Source organism: Methylobacterium sp. 2A (genome assembly GCF_009806555.1).
Lineage (GTDB): Bacteria > Pseudomonadota > Alphaproteobacteria > Rhizobiales > Beijerinckiaceae > Methylobacterium.
In genome coordinates, this window is the sequence record NZ_VUOK01000055.1 from 1 (window position 1) to 14,907 (window position 14,907).

Consider the following 14,907-nt stretch of genomic DNA (forward strand, 5'->3'; position numbering starts at 1 on the left):
CCCGCGCACCCGGACCGGGCGGCGGGCCTCGCGCTGCGGGTCGAGACGCTGGCGCCCTACTTCGACGCCGCCCACTACCGGGCCGGCCTGGAGGCGGCCGGGGGCGGGCTGGCGGACGCGCTGGCGGGCGCCTCCGAGGCCGAGCTGCTGCGCGCCTACGTGGACGGCGGCTGGCGGGCGTTCATCAGCCCGCGGCCGGACTTCGACCCGGCGGGCTTCGTGCAGGCGCGCGCCGGCAGCCGGGCGGTTCAGGACGATCCGTTCTTCCGCTACGTGGCCGAGACGCTTCTGGCCGGGGCCGAGCCGTTCGCCGAGGCCAGTCGGCTGAACGTGCCGGCGGTGGACGCGGACTGGTACCGGGCGACCTACCCGGATGTGGGCGCCCAGGCGCCGTACCTGCACTTTGCCGGTTCGGGCTGGCGGGAGCTGCGCGATCCGGGGCCGGGGCGTTCGACGCTCGACGCGCTTCTGCGCGTGTGCGGGCTGCGGCCGGCGCGGGCGCCGGTCGAGGACACGGGCTGGCTCGGGGCGATCGGGCGCGAGCCTGAGGACCGGGATGCGGCGCTGGCGCGTCAGGCGCGGCTGGTGGCGGGGCAGTTCGACCATGCGTTCTACCGGGCGCGCTACGGTCTGGCCGCGGAGGCGGACGCGGTGCGCGACTATTGCGACACCGGCTGGCGCCTCGGACGAAATCCAAGGCCCGATTTCAACGGCTGGGCCTACCGCGCGCATCACCCGCACGTGGAGGCGACGGGAATCGCGCCCTTCGTCCATTTCCTGGCGACGGCTTTGCTGCGCGGCACCGACATCGCGGCCGCCACCTTCGATCCGCATTACGGCGCGCCGCCTCCCGAGGAAGATGCGGACCTTCTGGAGCAGGCGCGCCTGATCGAGCCCTATTTCGACGCGCCCTGGTACCTGAAGCGCTATCCCGACACGCGCGGCTTCGAGAACGGGCCGGCGGTCCATTTCCTCTCCCACGGACAGGAGGAGGACCGCGATCCGAGCAAGACCTTCTCGACCCGCTTCTATCGCCGGGCCTACGGCCACCTGTTCGGTCCTGGGGAGTCGCCGTTCCTGCACTACGTGCGGGCGGGCCGCGCCGCCGGCCTGATGGGCTGCCCCGAGGATCTCGGAACCCTGCCGCCGCTCACCGCACCCGAGCCGCACGACTGGGACCGCCTGCCCCCAGCCCGGCCCATCGCCGACGCCCGCGTCCTCGTCATCATGCCCGTCTACAAGGGACGCGCCGAGACCCTGCGCGCCCTCCACGCCTGCCTGTCCCAGCCCCAGGCCACGCCCTTCACCCTGCTCGCCGTCAACGACCGATCCCCCGAGCCGCAGCTCACCGCAGACCTCGAACACCTCGCCGCACGCGGCCTGTTCCACCTCGTCACCAACCAGCAGAACCTCGGCTTCGTCCGCTCGGTCAACCGCGCGCTCGCCCTTCGCCAGGGCCGTGCCGTCGTCCTGCTCAACTCCGACGCTGAAGTCTTCGGCGACTGGCTCGACCGCCTCGCCGCCCATGCCGAAGGCGCGTCCGATCCGGCAGAACCGCGCGTGGGCAGCGTCACGCCGCTGTCCAACAACGCCACGATCTGCTCCTACCCGCGCTTCAACGCCAACAACACCATGCCGCTCGAGATCGCCCCGCCCGATCTCGACCGCCTCGCCGCCGCGACCAACCCCGGCCGCAGCCTGCCCGTGCCCACCGGCGTCGGCTTCTGCATGTACATGACCGCGCAAGCCCTCGACACGGTCGGCCCCCTCGACGCCGAGGCCTTCGGCCGCGGCTACGGCGAGGAGAACGACTGGTGCCAGCGCGCCGAGAAGGCGGGTTTCCGCAACCTCCTGGCCGAGGACGTCTACGTCTACCATGCCGGCCAGATCTCGTTCGGCGCCGATGGCGGCGGCGGGGCCGGCGGCGCCTACGACCAGGGTCAGGCCGCGCTGCTGGCCAAGCACCCCGACTACCTCGCCCGGGTCGGCCAGTTCGTCCAGGCCGATCCCGGACGGCAGGGCCGGGCGCGGCTCGACCGGGAGCGGCTGGCCCGGCACTGCGCCGGCCGGGCGCTGCTGTTTGTCACCCACAGCTGGGGCGGGGGCATCCAGCGCCACCTCGACGACCTGACCGCCCAGGCGCGCACCGAGGGCATCCCGGTGGTGCTGCTGCAGATCGACCGCACGCGCAACCTTGCGGTGCACGTCGCCTATCGCGGCGCCGAGTTCCTGTACCTGCCCAACCTCGACAGCCTGTACCTGCCGCGCGACGCGGACGAACTCGCCGGGTTCGTGGCGCGGCTGGCGCCGCGTCTGATCCACGTGCACTCGCTGGCGGGTCTGCGCTGGGCGGCGGCGCGGGCGCTGATGGACGTGGTGGCGGGCTCGGGCCGTCCGTATGCCTGGACGCTGCACGACTACTCGCCGGTGTGCCACCGCAACCATCTGGTGCAGCCGGATGGGCGCTACTGCGGGCTGGCGGCGGTGGCGGAGTGCCGGGGCTGTCTGGCGCGGGACGCGGACGGGTTCGAGGAGCCGGATCCGGGCGAGCGTCGGGCCACGTTCGGTCGGTTCCTGGCGGGGGCGGCGCGGGTGTTTGCGCCGTCCGCCGACACGGCGGGTCGGATCGGGGGGGTGTACCGGGATCTGGCGATCACGGTGCGGCCGCACGCGGAGCCGGAGCGGGCGGTGCGCTCCACCGCGCTGCACCGGCCGGGACGGATCAGGCGGGTCGCCGTGCTGGGCGGAATCAGCCTGCCCGAAGGTGGGCTGGTGCTGCAGGCCCTGGCGAGCGATGCGCGCAAGCGTGATCTGCCGCTGCGATTCACGATCGCGGGCTTCTGCGATCCGGCGCTGGCGGGCGGCCTCGAACGCGCCGGCATCACGCAGACCGGACGCTACTCCGCCGACGATCCGACCCTGGATCGGGAGGCACGGGCGGCCCTTCAGATCGCCGAAACCGACCGGCACTGGGAGGACGACGAAACCCTCGATGCGGTCACCCAGGTGTCGGCGGATCTGATCCTGCTCCCCGCGATCTGGCCGGAGACCTATTCCTACGCGCTGACGCTGGCTTTGCGCACCGGCCTGCCGGTCGCGGCCTTCGACCTCGGCGCCCCGGCGGAAAGGCTGCGCGCCGAGCCGGACGGCCACCTCCTGCCCTATGCCCTGGCCGACGATCCGTCCGCCTGCAACGACCGCCTGCTGGCGATCCCGCTCCCGAAGCCGGGCCGTACCCGCGCCACCGTCCAGGCCGCCACATACGACGACCTGATGGCCGACTATTACGGCCTCACGGCCTGACGCCACCAAGCCCGGCACGCCGGACCAACCTACTTTGGCCCATTTTGTCGTGGACTCAGGCCCGGCAACGCAGAGGTCGCGCCGATGTTCGCTGTCCCGACGGCTCAGACGCAGAAGAGCCCGATCGAGTCCTATCTTCACGTCCTGTACGCACTGATTCTGCGCGACATCCGCACGCGGTTCGGGGCCTCGCTCTGGGGTTACGCCGTGATCGTGCTCTGGCCGTGCGTGCACGTCTTCATGCTGATCACGATCTACACCTTTCAGAAGCTGCCGGCCCCGCTCGGGGATGAGCGGGCCCTGTTCTTCGCCAGCGGCGCGGTCCCGGTGCTGGTCTTCCAGTACATCTCCCGCGAGGTGATGAAATCGGTCATCATGAATCGGCCATTGACCTATTACCCGCAGGTCAAGCTCTTCGACCTGATCTTCTCCCGAATCCTCGTCGAGATCGTCACCGGCTTCCTCGCACTCCTGGTCGTCAGTTCCGTGCTGCTGATCATCGGCGTCAACCCGGTTCCGGCGCAGCCCCTGACGGCGGTGTGCGGGTATATGGCCGCGATCATCCTCGGCATCGGCATCGGGACGATCAACGTCGCGATCATTGGCTTCTTTCCCGGCTGGCTGCTCGGCTATGCCCTGTTCAGCATCATCCTGTACGTCTCCAGCGGCGTGATGTTCCTGCCGAGCTACATGCCCGAGCAGATCTACTATTGGATGAAATTCAATCCGGCTCTGCAAGTCGCCGAGTGGGTCCGGTCAGCCTATTATCCCTATGCCGGCATCCAGGTCGATTATCTCTACGTCATCATGTTCGGCCTGACGGCCGCGAGCATCGGCCTGTTCCTGGTGAAGCACGTCGTCAGCAGAATGCAGGCCTGATTCGGCACGCGACCATTCGATCCGCACAAGACGCCGCTGCGTCCGAGCCCCAAGCGGTCGGACGCAGCGACAAGCCTTTGCTGCAACATGCCCCCTTGGTCCTGCCGGGCTCGCACAACCGGCCCCGACCCGGTTGCCAAGGCGTCGGGGCAGGACGTAATGGGTTGATCGGCAACCGACACTGGCCGCTGCCCGAATCGTTACCGCCCAGGGTCAAAGCGTTCCCATGACGAGACATGTGGTGACGAGACATGCGGCGACGAGACATGCGGCGCACGCGATCGACACGAAATACATCCGCCTGATCCAACAGCAGCAGATCGAACTGGCTCTCGTCCGGGCCGAGCGCGACGCAGCCCTGCTCGAGCGCGACCTGGCCCGGGCCCGATCGAACGCTGCGGCGACGCTCCTCGATGCGGTGGTCGAGAGCCTGCGGCCCTACGGCTTCGGCCGGAAGCGCTTCCTGGCCAGGATCCGCAGGGCCGCACGCCTGATCCCCAATCAAGGTCCCGAATCGGTCCAGCACGCCCTTCTCTACGAGGGATCGAACCGCATTCTGGGCCGCGAGACCCTACGGCCAACGCCCACCGGGCCCACCTGACGGCCGCGAGCGAGCCGCCCGCCCAACCGATCCCGTTCACGAGTCGGATCAGCGCACGATGGATGTGGAACTCCTGACGGTGTTCAATGCCGTGATCAATCTCCGAGACAATCTCGAGGTCCGGCCGCACATCCTGACTTCGGAACTCGATTTCCTGTCCTTTGCCACCAGAATGGCGCCCTATTCCAACGCGCAGCTCCTCCAGGATCTCTGGGTTCTCCACGAGCTGAAGGAGAAACGAAACGGTTACTTCGTCGAGTTCGGCGCCTGCGACGGCCTCAGCCTCAGCAACACGCTCCTGCTGGAGAAGGCCTTTGGCTGGCAGGGCGTCCTCGCCGAGCCGGCCAGAGCCTGGCACGCGGCTTTGTACAAGAACCGCACCTGTTACATCAGCGACAAATGCGTCTACAAGTCAGACGGGATCGAAGTTCTCTTCAACGAGGTCGATATCGGCGAGCTGTCCGGAGTCGACGATTTCGTCGCCGGCGATTTCCACGCGGATTTTCGGCAGGAGGCGAAGCAATATCCCGTCTCGACCATTTCCCTGAACCGGCTCCTGTCCGAAGCGCGCGCGCCGCGGCGGATCGACTATCTCAGCATCGATGTCGAGGGGGGCGAGTTCGACGTCCTGAAGAGCTTTGATTTCTCGGCTCACGACATCGCCCTCATCAGCGTCGAGCATAATTTCTCCGACAATCGGGGCAAGATCTACGATCTCCTGACCAATCTCGGTTATCGTCGAAGATTCAGGCAACTATCCCTGTTTGATGATTGGTACATGCGGCCCGATCTCGTCGCGTCGCAAGGCTCCGAGCCATGACGGCACCGCGTCGTCCTGCACCGGATCGGTCCCCGTTTCGGTCGCGCACGCTCCGGTAGAGGCCTCATGTCCGCGCAAACCGCGATCGAAATCCTCGATTCCCTGTTCGACATCTTCAAGCAGATGGGCGGGGGCATCGCGCTCGATCTGCACTGGCTGGCGATCTCCAGGCGCCTGCAGCAGGTGCGCGCGGAAGCCGATTGGTCTGCGGATCTCGATTTCGTCGCCGTGCGGTTGAAGGCACAGGCTGCCTTCTATATCGCGCGCTATCGTCCGAGCGATGGACCCGAGCCCATCCGTCCCGCCGATGCGGCGAGGCTTGAGAAGGTCGTCGAGCAGTATTCGATTCTCCGTGCGCACTTGGAGCAGCAGGTCGCCGCGCGATGACCGCACGGCGCGGTGGTGATCGACCGGGAGGCCGGCCAGGGTGGTCGTCCGCCCGGCCGGGCGCTGCGGGGCCTCATGAGCAAGGCCCACCGTCCTGGCCCGCTGCCAACTCGGCCGCGTAGCGCTGCGTGACGTAGCGCTCGAAATTCCAATCGTCCGTCGAGGGCCGGAAGACGAACCGCTCCGACATTTCCGTCAGCACAAGATCCGGACGCACGCGCTCGATGTGCGCGTAGTCGAGCTGGGTGCTCCAGAGGAAATGCAATTCGCGAAACGTTTCGGCCAGCATGATCGTCAGACCGATCGGCGCGAAGTTGGCGTAACTGTCGCCGAACAGCATCACGCGCCGCGGGTCGGTGGCCCGCGCATTCTGATAGATCACATGCGCTCCGGTATGCAGCGTTCCCGAGAGGCCGCGCCGCTCCCTGTGTTCGACGATCGGGCTTGCATAAACCCGGACCGCATCGCGCTGCAGATCGTGCAGCATCGTGCCTTCGTATCGGGGGGGCGCGAAGGCCATCCCCAGATCCCCCGCCCAGCCGGGATGATAGGTGGCTGGCCGCTCGCCGAAATCGCGGACCGGCTCGGCGCCGAGGGCCCGGCAGATCTCGCGATAGGCCAGAAGCCGGCCCGCGAACGACAGGTGGCTATCGGTGCGGTAGAAGAGATTCTGCATGTCCCGCTGTCGCCGCATGGGCGCGATCAGGTCGATCAGCGTAGACCGCCACCGCAGGTTCCGGCGGACATATCCGACGAGGTTGAGGCGCCGGAGCGGAAACCGTGCGTAATACGCATCCTCGTGGAGGAGTCTGAACGCCGGCGAGAGCCGCCAATCGATGCGCAGGCCCTCCAGCAGATGATCGTAGATCGTGATCTTCTCCGGCATCAGGACGTGCTTGTAGGGGATGCCCATCGCCCGCAAGCGTCGCTCGCGCTGGGATAGGATCAGGCGCCAATGGATCAGCAGAAACTGCGCTTCCGGCGACCTGACGTATTGTGAAGCGACGTTGTTGGTCCCTTGAAGCAGAAAGAGCCAGCCGTCCTTCCCGATATGGACCTCGTCAGACTTCGCCATGAACCCGTGCTTGCTCGCGATCGAAGCGGAGTCAAAACCTGAACGGCGTGTTCCTGTCAAAGATCCTGAGATTCAATTCGCGATCCGGCCTCCGCCGGTCAGGGCCTCAAGGGCCGCGTGGGACGAAGCGCCTGCGCGGCTCTGCGCCCCTCGCGAACCCGTCCCGGCGAGGCTGCCCTTTTGCGCTCGGACGGGCGAAATGGTAGGGCCGCCGAGCCTGGAGGGGACCTAAGGAAAAGCGGTTGCGCTCCGGGCCGTCGCCGACGCTTCGGACGGAGTGCGCCAAGCCGGATTGCGACCCAGAGACGATCAGAGCCTCACCGTGCGCTTCTTCATCGATCACGACAACGGCCACTCGATCCGTGGCTGGATCGTTCCGGACAACCAGCTCGCGATCAGCCGCGTCGTCGTGTCCGTCGCCGGGCGCCGGGTCGCGGAGATCCCCGCCAGCCATACCGACGCGACGTTTCAGAACAACGGCTGGCACGCAACCGGCCAATGCGTCTTCATCGTGACCGAGGCCGAGGTGCCGGGCCTCGCCGCGCTCGAACAGCTGGAGCTGTATGACGCGGACACCAACGTGCTGGTGCATCGGCGCATCCCGGCCGACGGGAAGATTCAGTTACGGACCTGTCTGATCAACACCGGCATCGAACCCGAGACGGTCCTGCAGAGCGCCATGTTCCCTCATTTCGGGCGCAGCTACTTCGGCATGCACCGGATGTCGGACGAGATCCTGACCAGCATCTTCCTGAATCCCGCGCGCTCTCTCCTCCTGTCGGGCTCCGTCGTCATCCCGCGATACGAGAATTATCTGACTCCGGACCTGATGATCACGGCGTTGCTGGTGCAGGATCCTCATCTCGAAATGGCGACCCGCATGCATTGGTTGCAGGCGCGCGCCGATGACGCCGCCGACCCGGCGCGCAGCTGGCGTCTCGGCGCGCTGGCCGAGGCCGCGGCCTTCATCAAGGACTATGATCTGACGGACACGAAGAGCCTGAAGCGATTCTTCCGCATGATGCCGGAGCCGGCCTACCGCCTGCTGTACAATCCCCTGACCCGCCAGCTGGGGACCCGCATGCCGGAGGATCGGCTGCATCCGGGCAATTCGATCGCGGCGATCGAGGTTCTGTCGCGGGTCGGTATCGTCGGGCACAAGACCCGGTTCGAGGCGTTTGCGCGCACGCTCTTCGACCAGCTCTACATCGACGCCCCGCTTCCGGTGCTCCCCGAGCCGCCCGCCGCGGTGCGCGACCTGGCTCAGCAGCTGCGCACCCTCCGCCCGGTCGAGGAAATGCTGGTGTTCGACGTGGCCATCTCCGATGCCGTCAAGGACATCGTCGACAAGCACTGGAACGCATAGAGCGCTCTGCGCCGAAGCGGTCCCCGGTCCGGCGCAAGGGCGCGCGCCGGAACAAAGGCTCGGAGCCGTGCTCGATCGCGACGCGGCCGGCACGCCTCCGGACCGGCGATCCGCCCCGCATCCACGATCCTGAGACTGCGCCGCCCCGCCGTTTCGCAGGCCTCACCCCGGGGCCTGAGACATGCCGACGACTCTGACCTGAAGCGCGGCCTGTCATTCGTGATGACGGTCTGAGATGCCGGCCCCCTCGACACGCGGCATCGTCCCCGCGCGCCTCGGGCGGCGGGGGCATGGCCGAAGAGACGAACACGCGGGACACGGCCAGGTGCGGCCAGGACGTATGAAACAGGAATATTGTGAAGGAATGTCCGGCGCCGCGCACTCCATCCCTCCTCTGCGGGGGGAGGGAGAGCGGCGGTGCCCTTCGCGCGTGATCGTCGACGAAGCATCGAGAATCCGTACGCCCTCGGGCCGAGGCATTGAGATCACCTGAGTTTCACGGCATCAGTCGGAAGAGACCACCACAACCCGGGCCTTTGGAATCGCCGTGAGCAGCCTGAAATTCGGAACCAGCGGCCTGCGCGGTCTCGTGACGGATCTCGTCGGCGGCCCGAGCTATGCCTATGCCTGCGCGTTCTTCCGGTCCGTCCCGGTGGAGGAGGGCCCCCGCGCGGTGGTGATCGGACGCGACCTGCGCGACAGCAGCGCGGGCATCGCCGCGACGGTGGCGCGCGCGGCGGCGGCGACGGGCTTCACGGCGATCGATTGCGGCGCGCTGCCGACGCCGGCGCTCGCCCTCGAAGCGATGCGGCGCGGCGCCTGCGCCGTCATGGTCACGGGCAGCCACATCCCGGAGGACCGCAACGGCCTCAAATTCTACCGGCCCGAGGGGGAGATCACCAAGGCCGACGAGGCGGCGATTCTGGCGGCGCTCGGCGACACGACGGCTCCCGACGCGGTGCCGGAGGCCTCGCCGGCCTCGCCCGAACCCGATGCCATCCTGCGTTATCGCCAGCGCTACGGGGCGGCCTTCTCCCCCGATCTCCTGCAGGACCTGCGCGTCGCAGTGTACGAGCAGAGTTCGGTCGCCCGGGACCTGCTGACCGACCTGCTCGCCGGGTTCGGCGCACAGGTGACGCCGATCGGCCGGTCCGACACCTTCGTGCCGATCGACACCGAGGCCCACCGTCCGGAGGACGTCGCCTTCATCGCCGAGGTCATGGCGTCGGGCGCCTACGACGCCCTCGTGACCACGGACGGCGACGCCGACCGGCCCCTGATCGCCGACGGCGCGGGGCGGATCCTGCGGGGGGACGTGCTCGGGCTGATCACGGCGCGGTTTCTCGGCGCGGACGCGGTCGCGGTTCCCGTCACGGCCGGCTCGGCGCTCGAACAGGCGGGCGGCTTCAGGCAGGTCCTGCGCACGCGGGTGGGCTCGCCCTTCGTCATCGCCGGCATGGAGCAGGCGAAGGCGGCCGGGGCGGGCATCGTCGTCGGCTTCGAGGCGAATGGCGGCTTCCTGCTCGGATCGGACGTGACCCGCGACGGCCGGGTGCTACCCGCCCTTCCGACCCGGGACGCGATGCTGCCGATCCTGGCCACCCTCGCGGCGGCGCGCGCGGCCAGCAAATCCCTGGCAGATCTGGTCGCCGCGCTCGATGCCGGCGAGATGGCGAGCGACCGGCTCCCCAACACGCCCTCCGAGCGGAGCGGTGCCTTCCTCGAACGGCTCGGCGACACAGGCTTCCGAAGCGCGTTTCTGAAGCCTGTCGGCGTGCCGCAGGAGATCGACCGGCAGGACGGGGTCCGGATCGGGCTCGACGGCGGACGCACGATCCATTTCCGGGCGTCGGGGAATGCCCCGGAGTTGCGCTGCTATGCCGAGGCGAAATCGGCGCGCGAGGCCCAGGATCTCGTCCGGTGGGGGCTCGCCGCCGCCGCCGCCGCCATGGCGGACCGGGCCTAACGCGGGACCGGCTGCCGGCAACGGGATGCCGGCTCACAGGGGAGGGGATGATTCCCGATCAGCCCCTTCCTGAACCGTCCCCCACCGCCGCCCAGGCCTCGCTCGACCGGTAGACCTGCTTCAGGAACGCGATGAACGCCCGGGTCTTGGCCGGCACGAAGGCCCGGCTCGGATAGACCGCGAAGATACCCGCCGAGGCCGCCGCCGCATAGGCCGGCAGCACCACCTCCAGCGTCCCGTCGCGCAGCTCCGCATGGACGTCCCAGGTCGAGCGCAGGGCGATCCCGAGGCCGCCGATCACCGCCTCCCGCACCACCTCGTTGGAATGGGTCCGCAGGGGGCCGGACGCGCTCACCGTGCAAGGCCCGTCCGGACCGACGAGCCGCCAGGGATTCTGGTTCTCCGTGGCGAGGCAGACATGGCCGCGCAGGTCGTCGAGGGTCTCGGGGCGCCCCGCGATATCGAGATATCCCGGCCGCGCGCAGAGAACCCGCCGCACCGGGGCGAGGCGCACCGCCGTCAGCCCGGAACTCTCCAGGGCGCCGACCCGGATCGCGAGGTCGTAGCCGCGCTCCACGAGCGATTCGAACTCGTCGCTCAGTTCCAGGTTCAGCACGAGATCCGGGTGAAGGGCGAAGAAGGCCCGCAGGTGCGGGACGATGTGCAGCCGCCCGAAGGAGCTCGGCGCCGTCACCCGCAGCGTCCCCCGGGCGCGGGTCGCGTTCTGCGAGACGAGGCTCTCCGCCTCCGCGATGGCGTCCACGATCGGGGCGATCCGCTGGAAGAACGCCGTGCCGATATCGGTCGGGGCGACCCGGCGGGTGGTCCGATGCAGCAGGCGTACGGCCAGCCGCTCCTCCAGCCGCTTCAGCCGCTTCGACACCACCGCCACCGACAGGCCGAGTTCCGACCCGGCCTGGGTCAGGCTGCCGGTGCGGACCACCCGGGCGAAGATCTCCAGGTCGCTCTGGTCGTGCATTCTCAACGCTGCGGAAAGAATCAAATCCGTTTTGCTGTCTTTTTCGCGGATGCCAAGGCGTCTATCGACGGTGATCTCAAAAAAATTTCATCCGCCGTCCGATTTTTTCTGACGGCCGCATCTCACGCTCAGGAGATCGCCATGTCGACTCTCGCCATCGCCGCGGACCTTCGCACCTTCCTGGCCGAGGAGGCGCTGCCCGGAACGGGCATCTCGGCCGAAGCCTTCTGGTCGGGGTTCGAGGCCATCGTGCGGGACCTCGCGCCGCGCAACCGGGCGCTGCTCAACCGGCGCGACGGGCTCCAGGCCGATATCGATGCCTGGCACCGCGATCATCGCGGCCAGCCGCACGACCCCGCCGCCTATGCGGCGTTCCTGACGCGGATCGGCTATCTCCAGCCGGAGCCCGGCGCCGTCCGCGTGACCACCGAGAACGTCGATGCGGAAATCGCCGCCATCGCCGGACCGCAGCTCGTGGTGCCGATCTCGAATGCCCGCTACGCGCTCAACGCCGCCAACGCCCGCTGGGGCAGCCTCTACGACGCCCTCTACGGCACCGACGCGATCCCGCAGGAGGGCGATCTCGCCCCCGGCACCGGCTTCAACCCGGCCCGCGGCGCCGCCGTGGTGGCCAAGACGAAGGCGTTCCTCGACGCGACCGCGCCGCTCAGCGTCGGCTCCTGGACGGATGCCGTGGGTTTTTCGGTGGTGGGCGGACGGCTTGCCGTTGACCTCGGCGCCGGCCGCAGCGCCGGCCTGACCGGCACGGCGGATTTTGCGGGCTACACCGGCGAGCCCGGGGCGCCGACCGCGCTCCTGCTGCGCCACAACGGCCTGCATGTCGAGATCGTCATCGACCGCACGAGCCCGATCGGCCGCACCGACCCGGCCGGCATCGCCGACGTGGTGCTGGAATCCGCCCTCTCGACCATCATGGATATGGAGGATTCGGTCGCCGCGGTGGATTCGGCCGACAAGGTCGCGGTCTACCGCAGCTGGCTCGGCCTGATGCGCGGCGACCTCGTGGCCAGCCTGTCCAAGGGCGGCCGCACGATCGAGCGCCGTCTCGCCGACGACCGCACCTACACGGCCCCCGACGGCCGCAGCCTGACCCTGAAGGGGCGCTCGCTGATGCTGGTCCGGCATGTCGGTCACCACATGTACACCGACGCCGTCACCCTCGACGGCGCCGAGATCCCCGAGACGATCCTCGACGCGGCCATGACCGCCCTCATCGCCCGACACGACCTCGACGGCCCCCGGCGCAACAGCCGGACCGGCTCGGCCTACATGGTCAAGCCGAAGCTGCACGGGCCGGAGGAGGTCGCCTTCGCGGTGGAGCTGTTCGGACGGGTCGAGGCTCTGGTCGGCCTCGCGCCGCGGACCCTCAAGATCGGCGTGATGGACGAGGAGCGGCGCACGACGCTGAACCTCAAGGCGGCGATCGCGGCGGCCTCCGACCGGCTGTTCTTCATCAACACCGGCTTCCTCGACCGGACCGGCGACGAGATCCACACCTCGCTGGAGGCCGGGCCGGTGGTCCGCAAGGATGCCATGAAGGCGACCGCCTGGATCAAGGCCTACGAGGACGGCAACGTCGATGCCGGCCTCGCCTGCGGCCTGCCCGGCCACGCTCAGATCGGCAAGGGCATGTGGGCCGCCCCCGACCGGATGGCCGCGATGCTCGACGCCAAGGGCGCACACCCGGAGGCCGGCGCCAACACCGCCTGGGTCCCGTCACCCACCGCCGCGACGCTCCACGCGCTGCACTACCATCAGGTGGATGTCCGCGCCCGCCAGGCGGCGCTCGCCGGCCGGGCGCCCGCGACCCGGGACGCCATGCTGACCCTGCCGCTCGCCGAGGGTCCCTTCGCGCCGGAGGCGGTGCGGGAGGAACTCGACAACAACTGCCAGGGGATCCTGGGCTACGTGGTCCGCTGGATCGACCAGGGCGTCGGCTGCTCGAAGGTGCCCGACATCCACGAGGTTGGCCTGATGGAGGACCGTGCGACCCTGCGGATCTCCAGCCAGCACATCGCCAACTGGCTGCGCCACGGGATCGTGGATCGCGATCAGGTCGAGGAAGCGCTCCGGCGGATGGCGGGCGTGGTCGATCGCCAGAACGCGGGCGACCCGGCCTACCGGCCGATGGCGCCGGGCTTCGACGGGCCGGCCTTCCGGGCCGCGCAGGCGCTGATCTTCGAGGGCGCGCAGCAGCCGAACGGCTACACCGAGTTCGTGCTGCACCGGTTCCGCCGTGAGGCCAAGAACCGGAAGGTCTGAGACGCGGGGCCTGAGCCCCTAATCCGGCCGCGGGGCCGACAGGCACCCGCGGCCGGAGATCCACTCCGAGGGCCGCCGACGTCCGGCCTCCCGGGCCGCTCAGCGCCGCTTGCGCGTCATGACGTAGACGAGGAGATTTGCCACCGCGCGGTAGAATTCCGCCGGGATCGTCTGGTTGATCTCCACATGGTCGTACATCGCCCGGGTCAGGGCCTTGTCGATCACGACCTCGATCCGGTTCTGCTCGGCGATCTCCCGGATGCGCAGGGCGATCAGATCCGTGCCCTTGGCCAGGACCATCGGCGCGTCGTTCTCGTTCTGGTCGTAGCGCAGCGCGATGGCATAGTGCGTCGGGTTGGCCAGGACCATGGTGGCGCGGGGCACTGCGGCCATCATCTGCTTGCGCAGACGGTCCCTGGCGATCGAGCGTATCTTCGCCTTGACCGCCGGATCGCCCTCCATCTGCTTGAACTCGTCCTTGAGTTCCTGCTTCGACATCCGCAGATCGCGCTGCCAACGCACCCGGGTCCAGACCAGGTCGCCCGCCACCAGGGCGATGGTCGCCACGCTCACCGCCGAGACGAGGCGCACCGACAGGGTGAGGAGGAATTCGGGCAGCCCGATCGGATCCATAAACATGACATTCACGATCTCGTGCCGGTCGGCGCTCAACACCATGAACGACATGCTGCCGATCGCCAGGAACTTGAAGAGATTTTTTCCAAACTCGACGACACCCTGCAGACTGAACATCCGCCCCCAACCGCTGATGGGCGAGATTCGGGACCATTGCGGCTGGATGCGATCAAACACGATCTGAGGTACGTTCTGGAAGACGGAGGCCGCGATCCCGGCGACCAGCAGCATCAGCAGGATCGGCAGCAGGAAGCGTCCCATCTCGAGCGACAGCGCGTAGACGAGGTGCATGGCATCCCGGCTGGTCTCCACCCGGAAGTTGCGCGGTTGCTCGAGAATCAGGGCGAGCCGCTGCAGGAGCGGAACGCCCTGATCCCGCGCCACGAACACCAGGAAGAGCAGAAGGCCCAGGATCGACACGAAGACCGGCGCCTCCCGGGAGAACGGGACATTGCCCTGCGCGATCGCGTCGCTGATCTTCTTGTCGCTCGGCGCCTCGGTCTTGCTCTCCTTGTCGTCGTCGGCCATCGCGGCAGCTCAGTCTCCGGCGCTCGCCACGGAGGGGGCGGCCGATTCGGCGGGGGACGGGGTGGGCCGGCCCGGATGCGGGGC

General features: G+C 68.6%; 11 protein-coding genes. 8 read left to right on the top strand and 3 right to left on the bottom strand.

Annotated elements, in window-relative coordinates; genetic code table 11:
* The 5 genes from FVE89_RS24160 to FVE89_RS24180 all read left to right on the top strand — a co-directional run.
* Positions 1–3,303: glycosyltransferase (locus FVE89_RS24160; protein WP_161392741.1), on the top strand; the 3,303-nt coding region annotated here is incomplete at its 5' end.
* Positions 3,304–3,387: 84 nt separating this feature from the next.
* On the top strand, positions 3,388–4,182 hold the full coding sequence (locus FVE89_RS24165) for an ABC transporter permease (RefSeq protein ID WP_161392742.1): 795 nt from the start codon (positions 3,388–3,390) through the stop codon (positions 4,180–4,182).
* Positions 4,183–4,423: 241 nt separating this feature from the next.
* On the top strand, positions 4,424–4,783 hold the full coding sequence (locus FVE89_RS24170; RefSeq protein ID WP_342390039.1) for a hypothetical protein: 360 nt from the start codon (positions 4,424–4,426) through the stop codon (positions 4,781–4,783).
* Positions 4,784–4,841: 58 nt separating this feature from the next.
* Entirely contained in the window at positions 4,842–5,603 is a 762-nt protein-coding gene (locus FVE89_RS24175; protein ID WP_161392744.1) for an FkbM family methyltransferase, read from the top strand.
* A gap of 66 nt (positions 5,604–5,669) precedes the next feature.
* Positions 5,670–5,990 (top strand): hypothetical protein, encoded by a 321-nt coding sequence (locus FVE89_RS24180; protein ID WP_161392745.1) that lies wholly within the window; start codon positions 5,670–5,672, stop codon positions 5,988–5,990.
* Between the two features lie 73 nt (positions 5,991–6,063).
* Here FVE89_RS24180 and FVE89_RS24185 read toward each other — a convergent pair whose 3' ends face one another.
* Entirely contained in the window at positions 6,064–7,065 is a 1,002-nt protein-coding gene (locus FVE89_RS24185) for a hypothetical protein (protein WP_161392746.1), read from the bottom strand.
* A 322-nt stretch (positions 7,066–7,387) separates the two neighbouring features.
* Between FVE89_RS24185 and FVE89_RS24190 the strand changes: the two genes are divergently transcribed.
* Positions 7,388–8,431 carry a hypothetical protein gene (locus tag FVE89_RS24190; protein ID WP_161392747.1) on the top strand — a complete coding sequence of 348 codons (1,044 nt, stop codon included), beginning with the start codon at positions 7,388–7,390 and terminating at the stop codon, positions 8,429–8,431.
* A 547-nt stretch (positions 8,432–8,978) separates the two neighbouring features.
* Entirely contained in the window at positions 8,979–10,397 is a 1,419-nt protein-coding gene (locus FVE89_RS24195; RefSeq protein WP_161392748.1) for a phosphomannomutase, read from the top strand.
* A 58-nt stretch (positions 10,398–10,455) separates the two neighbouring features.
* On the opposite strand, the gene FVE89_RS24200 is transcribed toward FVE89_RS24195, so the two are convergent.
* Positions 10,456–11,376 (bottom strand): LysR family transcriptional regulator, encoded by a 921-nt coding sequence (locus FVE89_RS24200; RefSeq protein WP_161392749.1) that lies wholly within the window; start codon positions 11,374–11,376, stop codon positions 10,456–10,458.
* Between the two features lie 141 nt (positions 11,377–11,517).
* On the opposite strand from FVE89_RS24200, the gene FVE89_RS24205 reads away from it, so the two are divergent.
* Positions 11,518–13,659, top strand: coding sequence for a malate synthase G (locus FVE89_RS24205; RefSeq protein WP_161392750.1), 2,142 nt, complete (start codon positions 11,518–11,520; stop codon positions 13,657–13,659).
* A 99-nt stretch (positions 13,660–13,758) separates the two neighbouring features.
* Here the strand turns inward: FVE89_RS24205 and flhB are convergent, their stop codons facing one another.
* Positions 13,759–14,823, bottom strand: a complete 1,065-nt coding sequence (gene flhB / locus FVE89_RS24210; RefSeq protein WP_161392751.1) for a flagellar biosynthesis protein FlhB — start codon at positions 14,821–14,823, stop codon at positions 13,759–13,761.
* Between the last annotated feature and the right edge of the window lie 84 nt (positions 14,824–14,907).

Excerpts from the sequence above, each read along its gene's own strand:
- FVE89_RS24200 (WP_161392749.1), bottom strand. The coding sequence starts at position 11,376 with ATGCACGACCAGAGCGACCTGGAGATCTTCGCCCGGGTGGTCCGCACC.
- flhB (WP_161392751.1), bottom strand. The coding sequence starts at position 14,823 with ATGGCCGACGACGACAAGGAGAGCAAGACCGAGGCGCCGAGCGACAAG.
- FVE89_RS24175 (WP_161392744.1), top strand. The coding sequence starts at position 4,842 with ATGGATGTGGAACTCCTGACGGTGTTCAATGCCGTGATCAATCTCCGA.
- FVE89_RS24205 (WP_161392750.1), top strand. The coding sequence starts at position 11,518 with ATGTCGACTCTCGCCATCGCCGCGGACCTTCGCACCTTCCTGGCCGAG.
- FVE89_RS24165 (WP_161392742.1), top strand. The coding sequence starts at position 3,388 with ATGTTCGCTGTCCCGACGGCTCAGACGCAGAAGAGCCCGATCGAGTCC.
- FVE89_RS24180 (WP_161392745.1), top strand. The coding sequence starts at position 5,670 with ATGTCCGCGCAAACCGCGATCGAAATCCTCGATTCCCTGTTCGACATC.
- FVE89_RS24185 (WP_161392746.1), bottom strand. The coding sequence starts at position 7,065 with ATGGCGAAGTCTGACGAGGTCCATATCGGGAAGGACGGCTGGCTCTTT.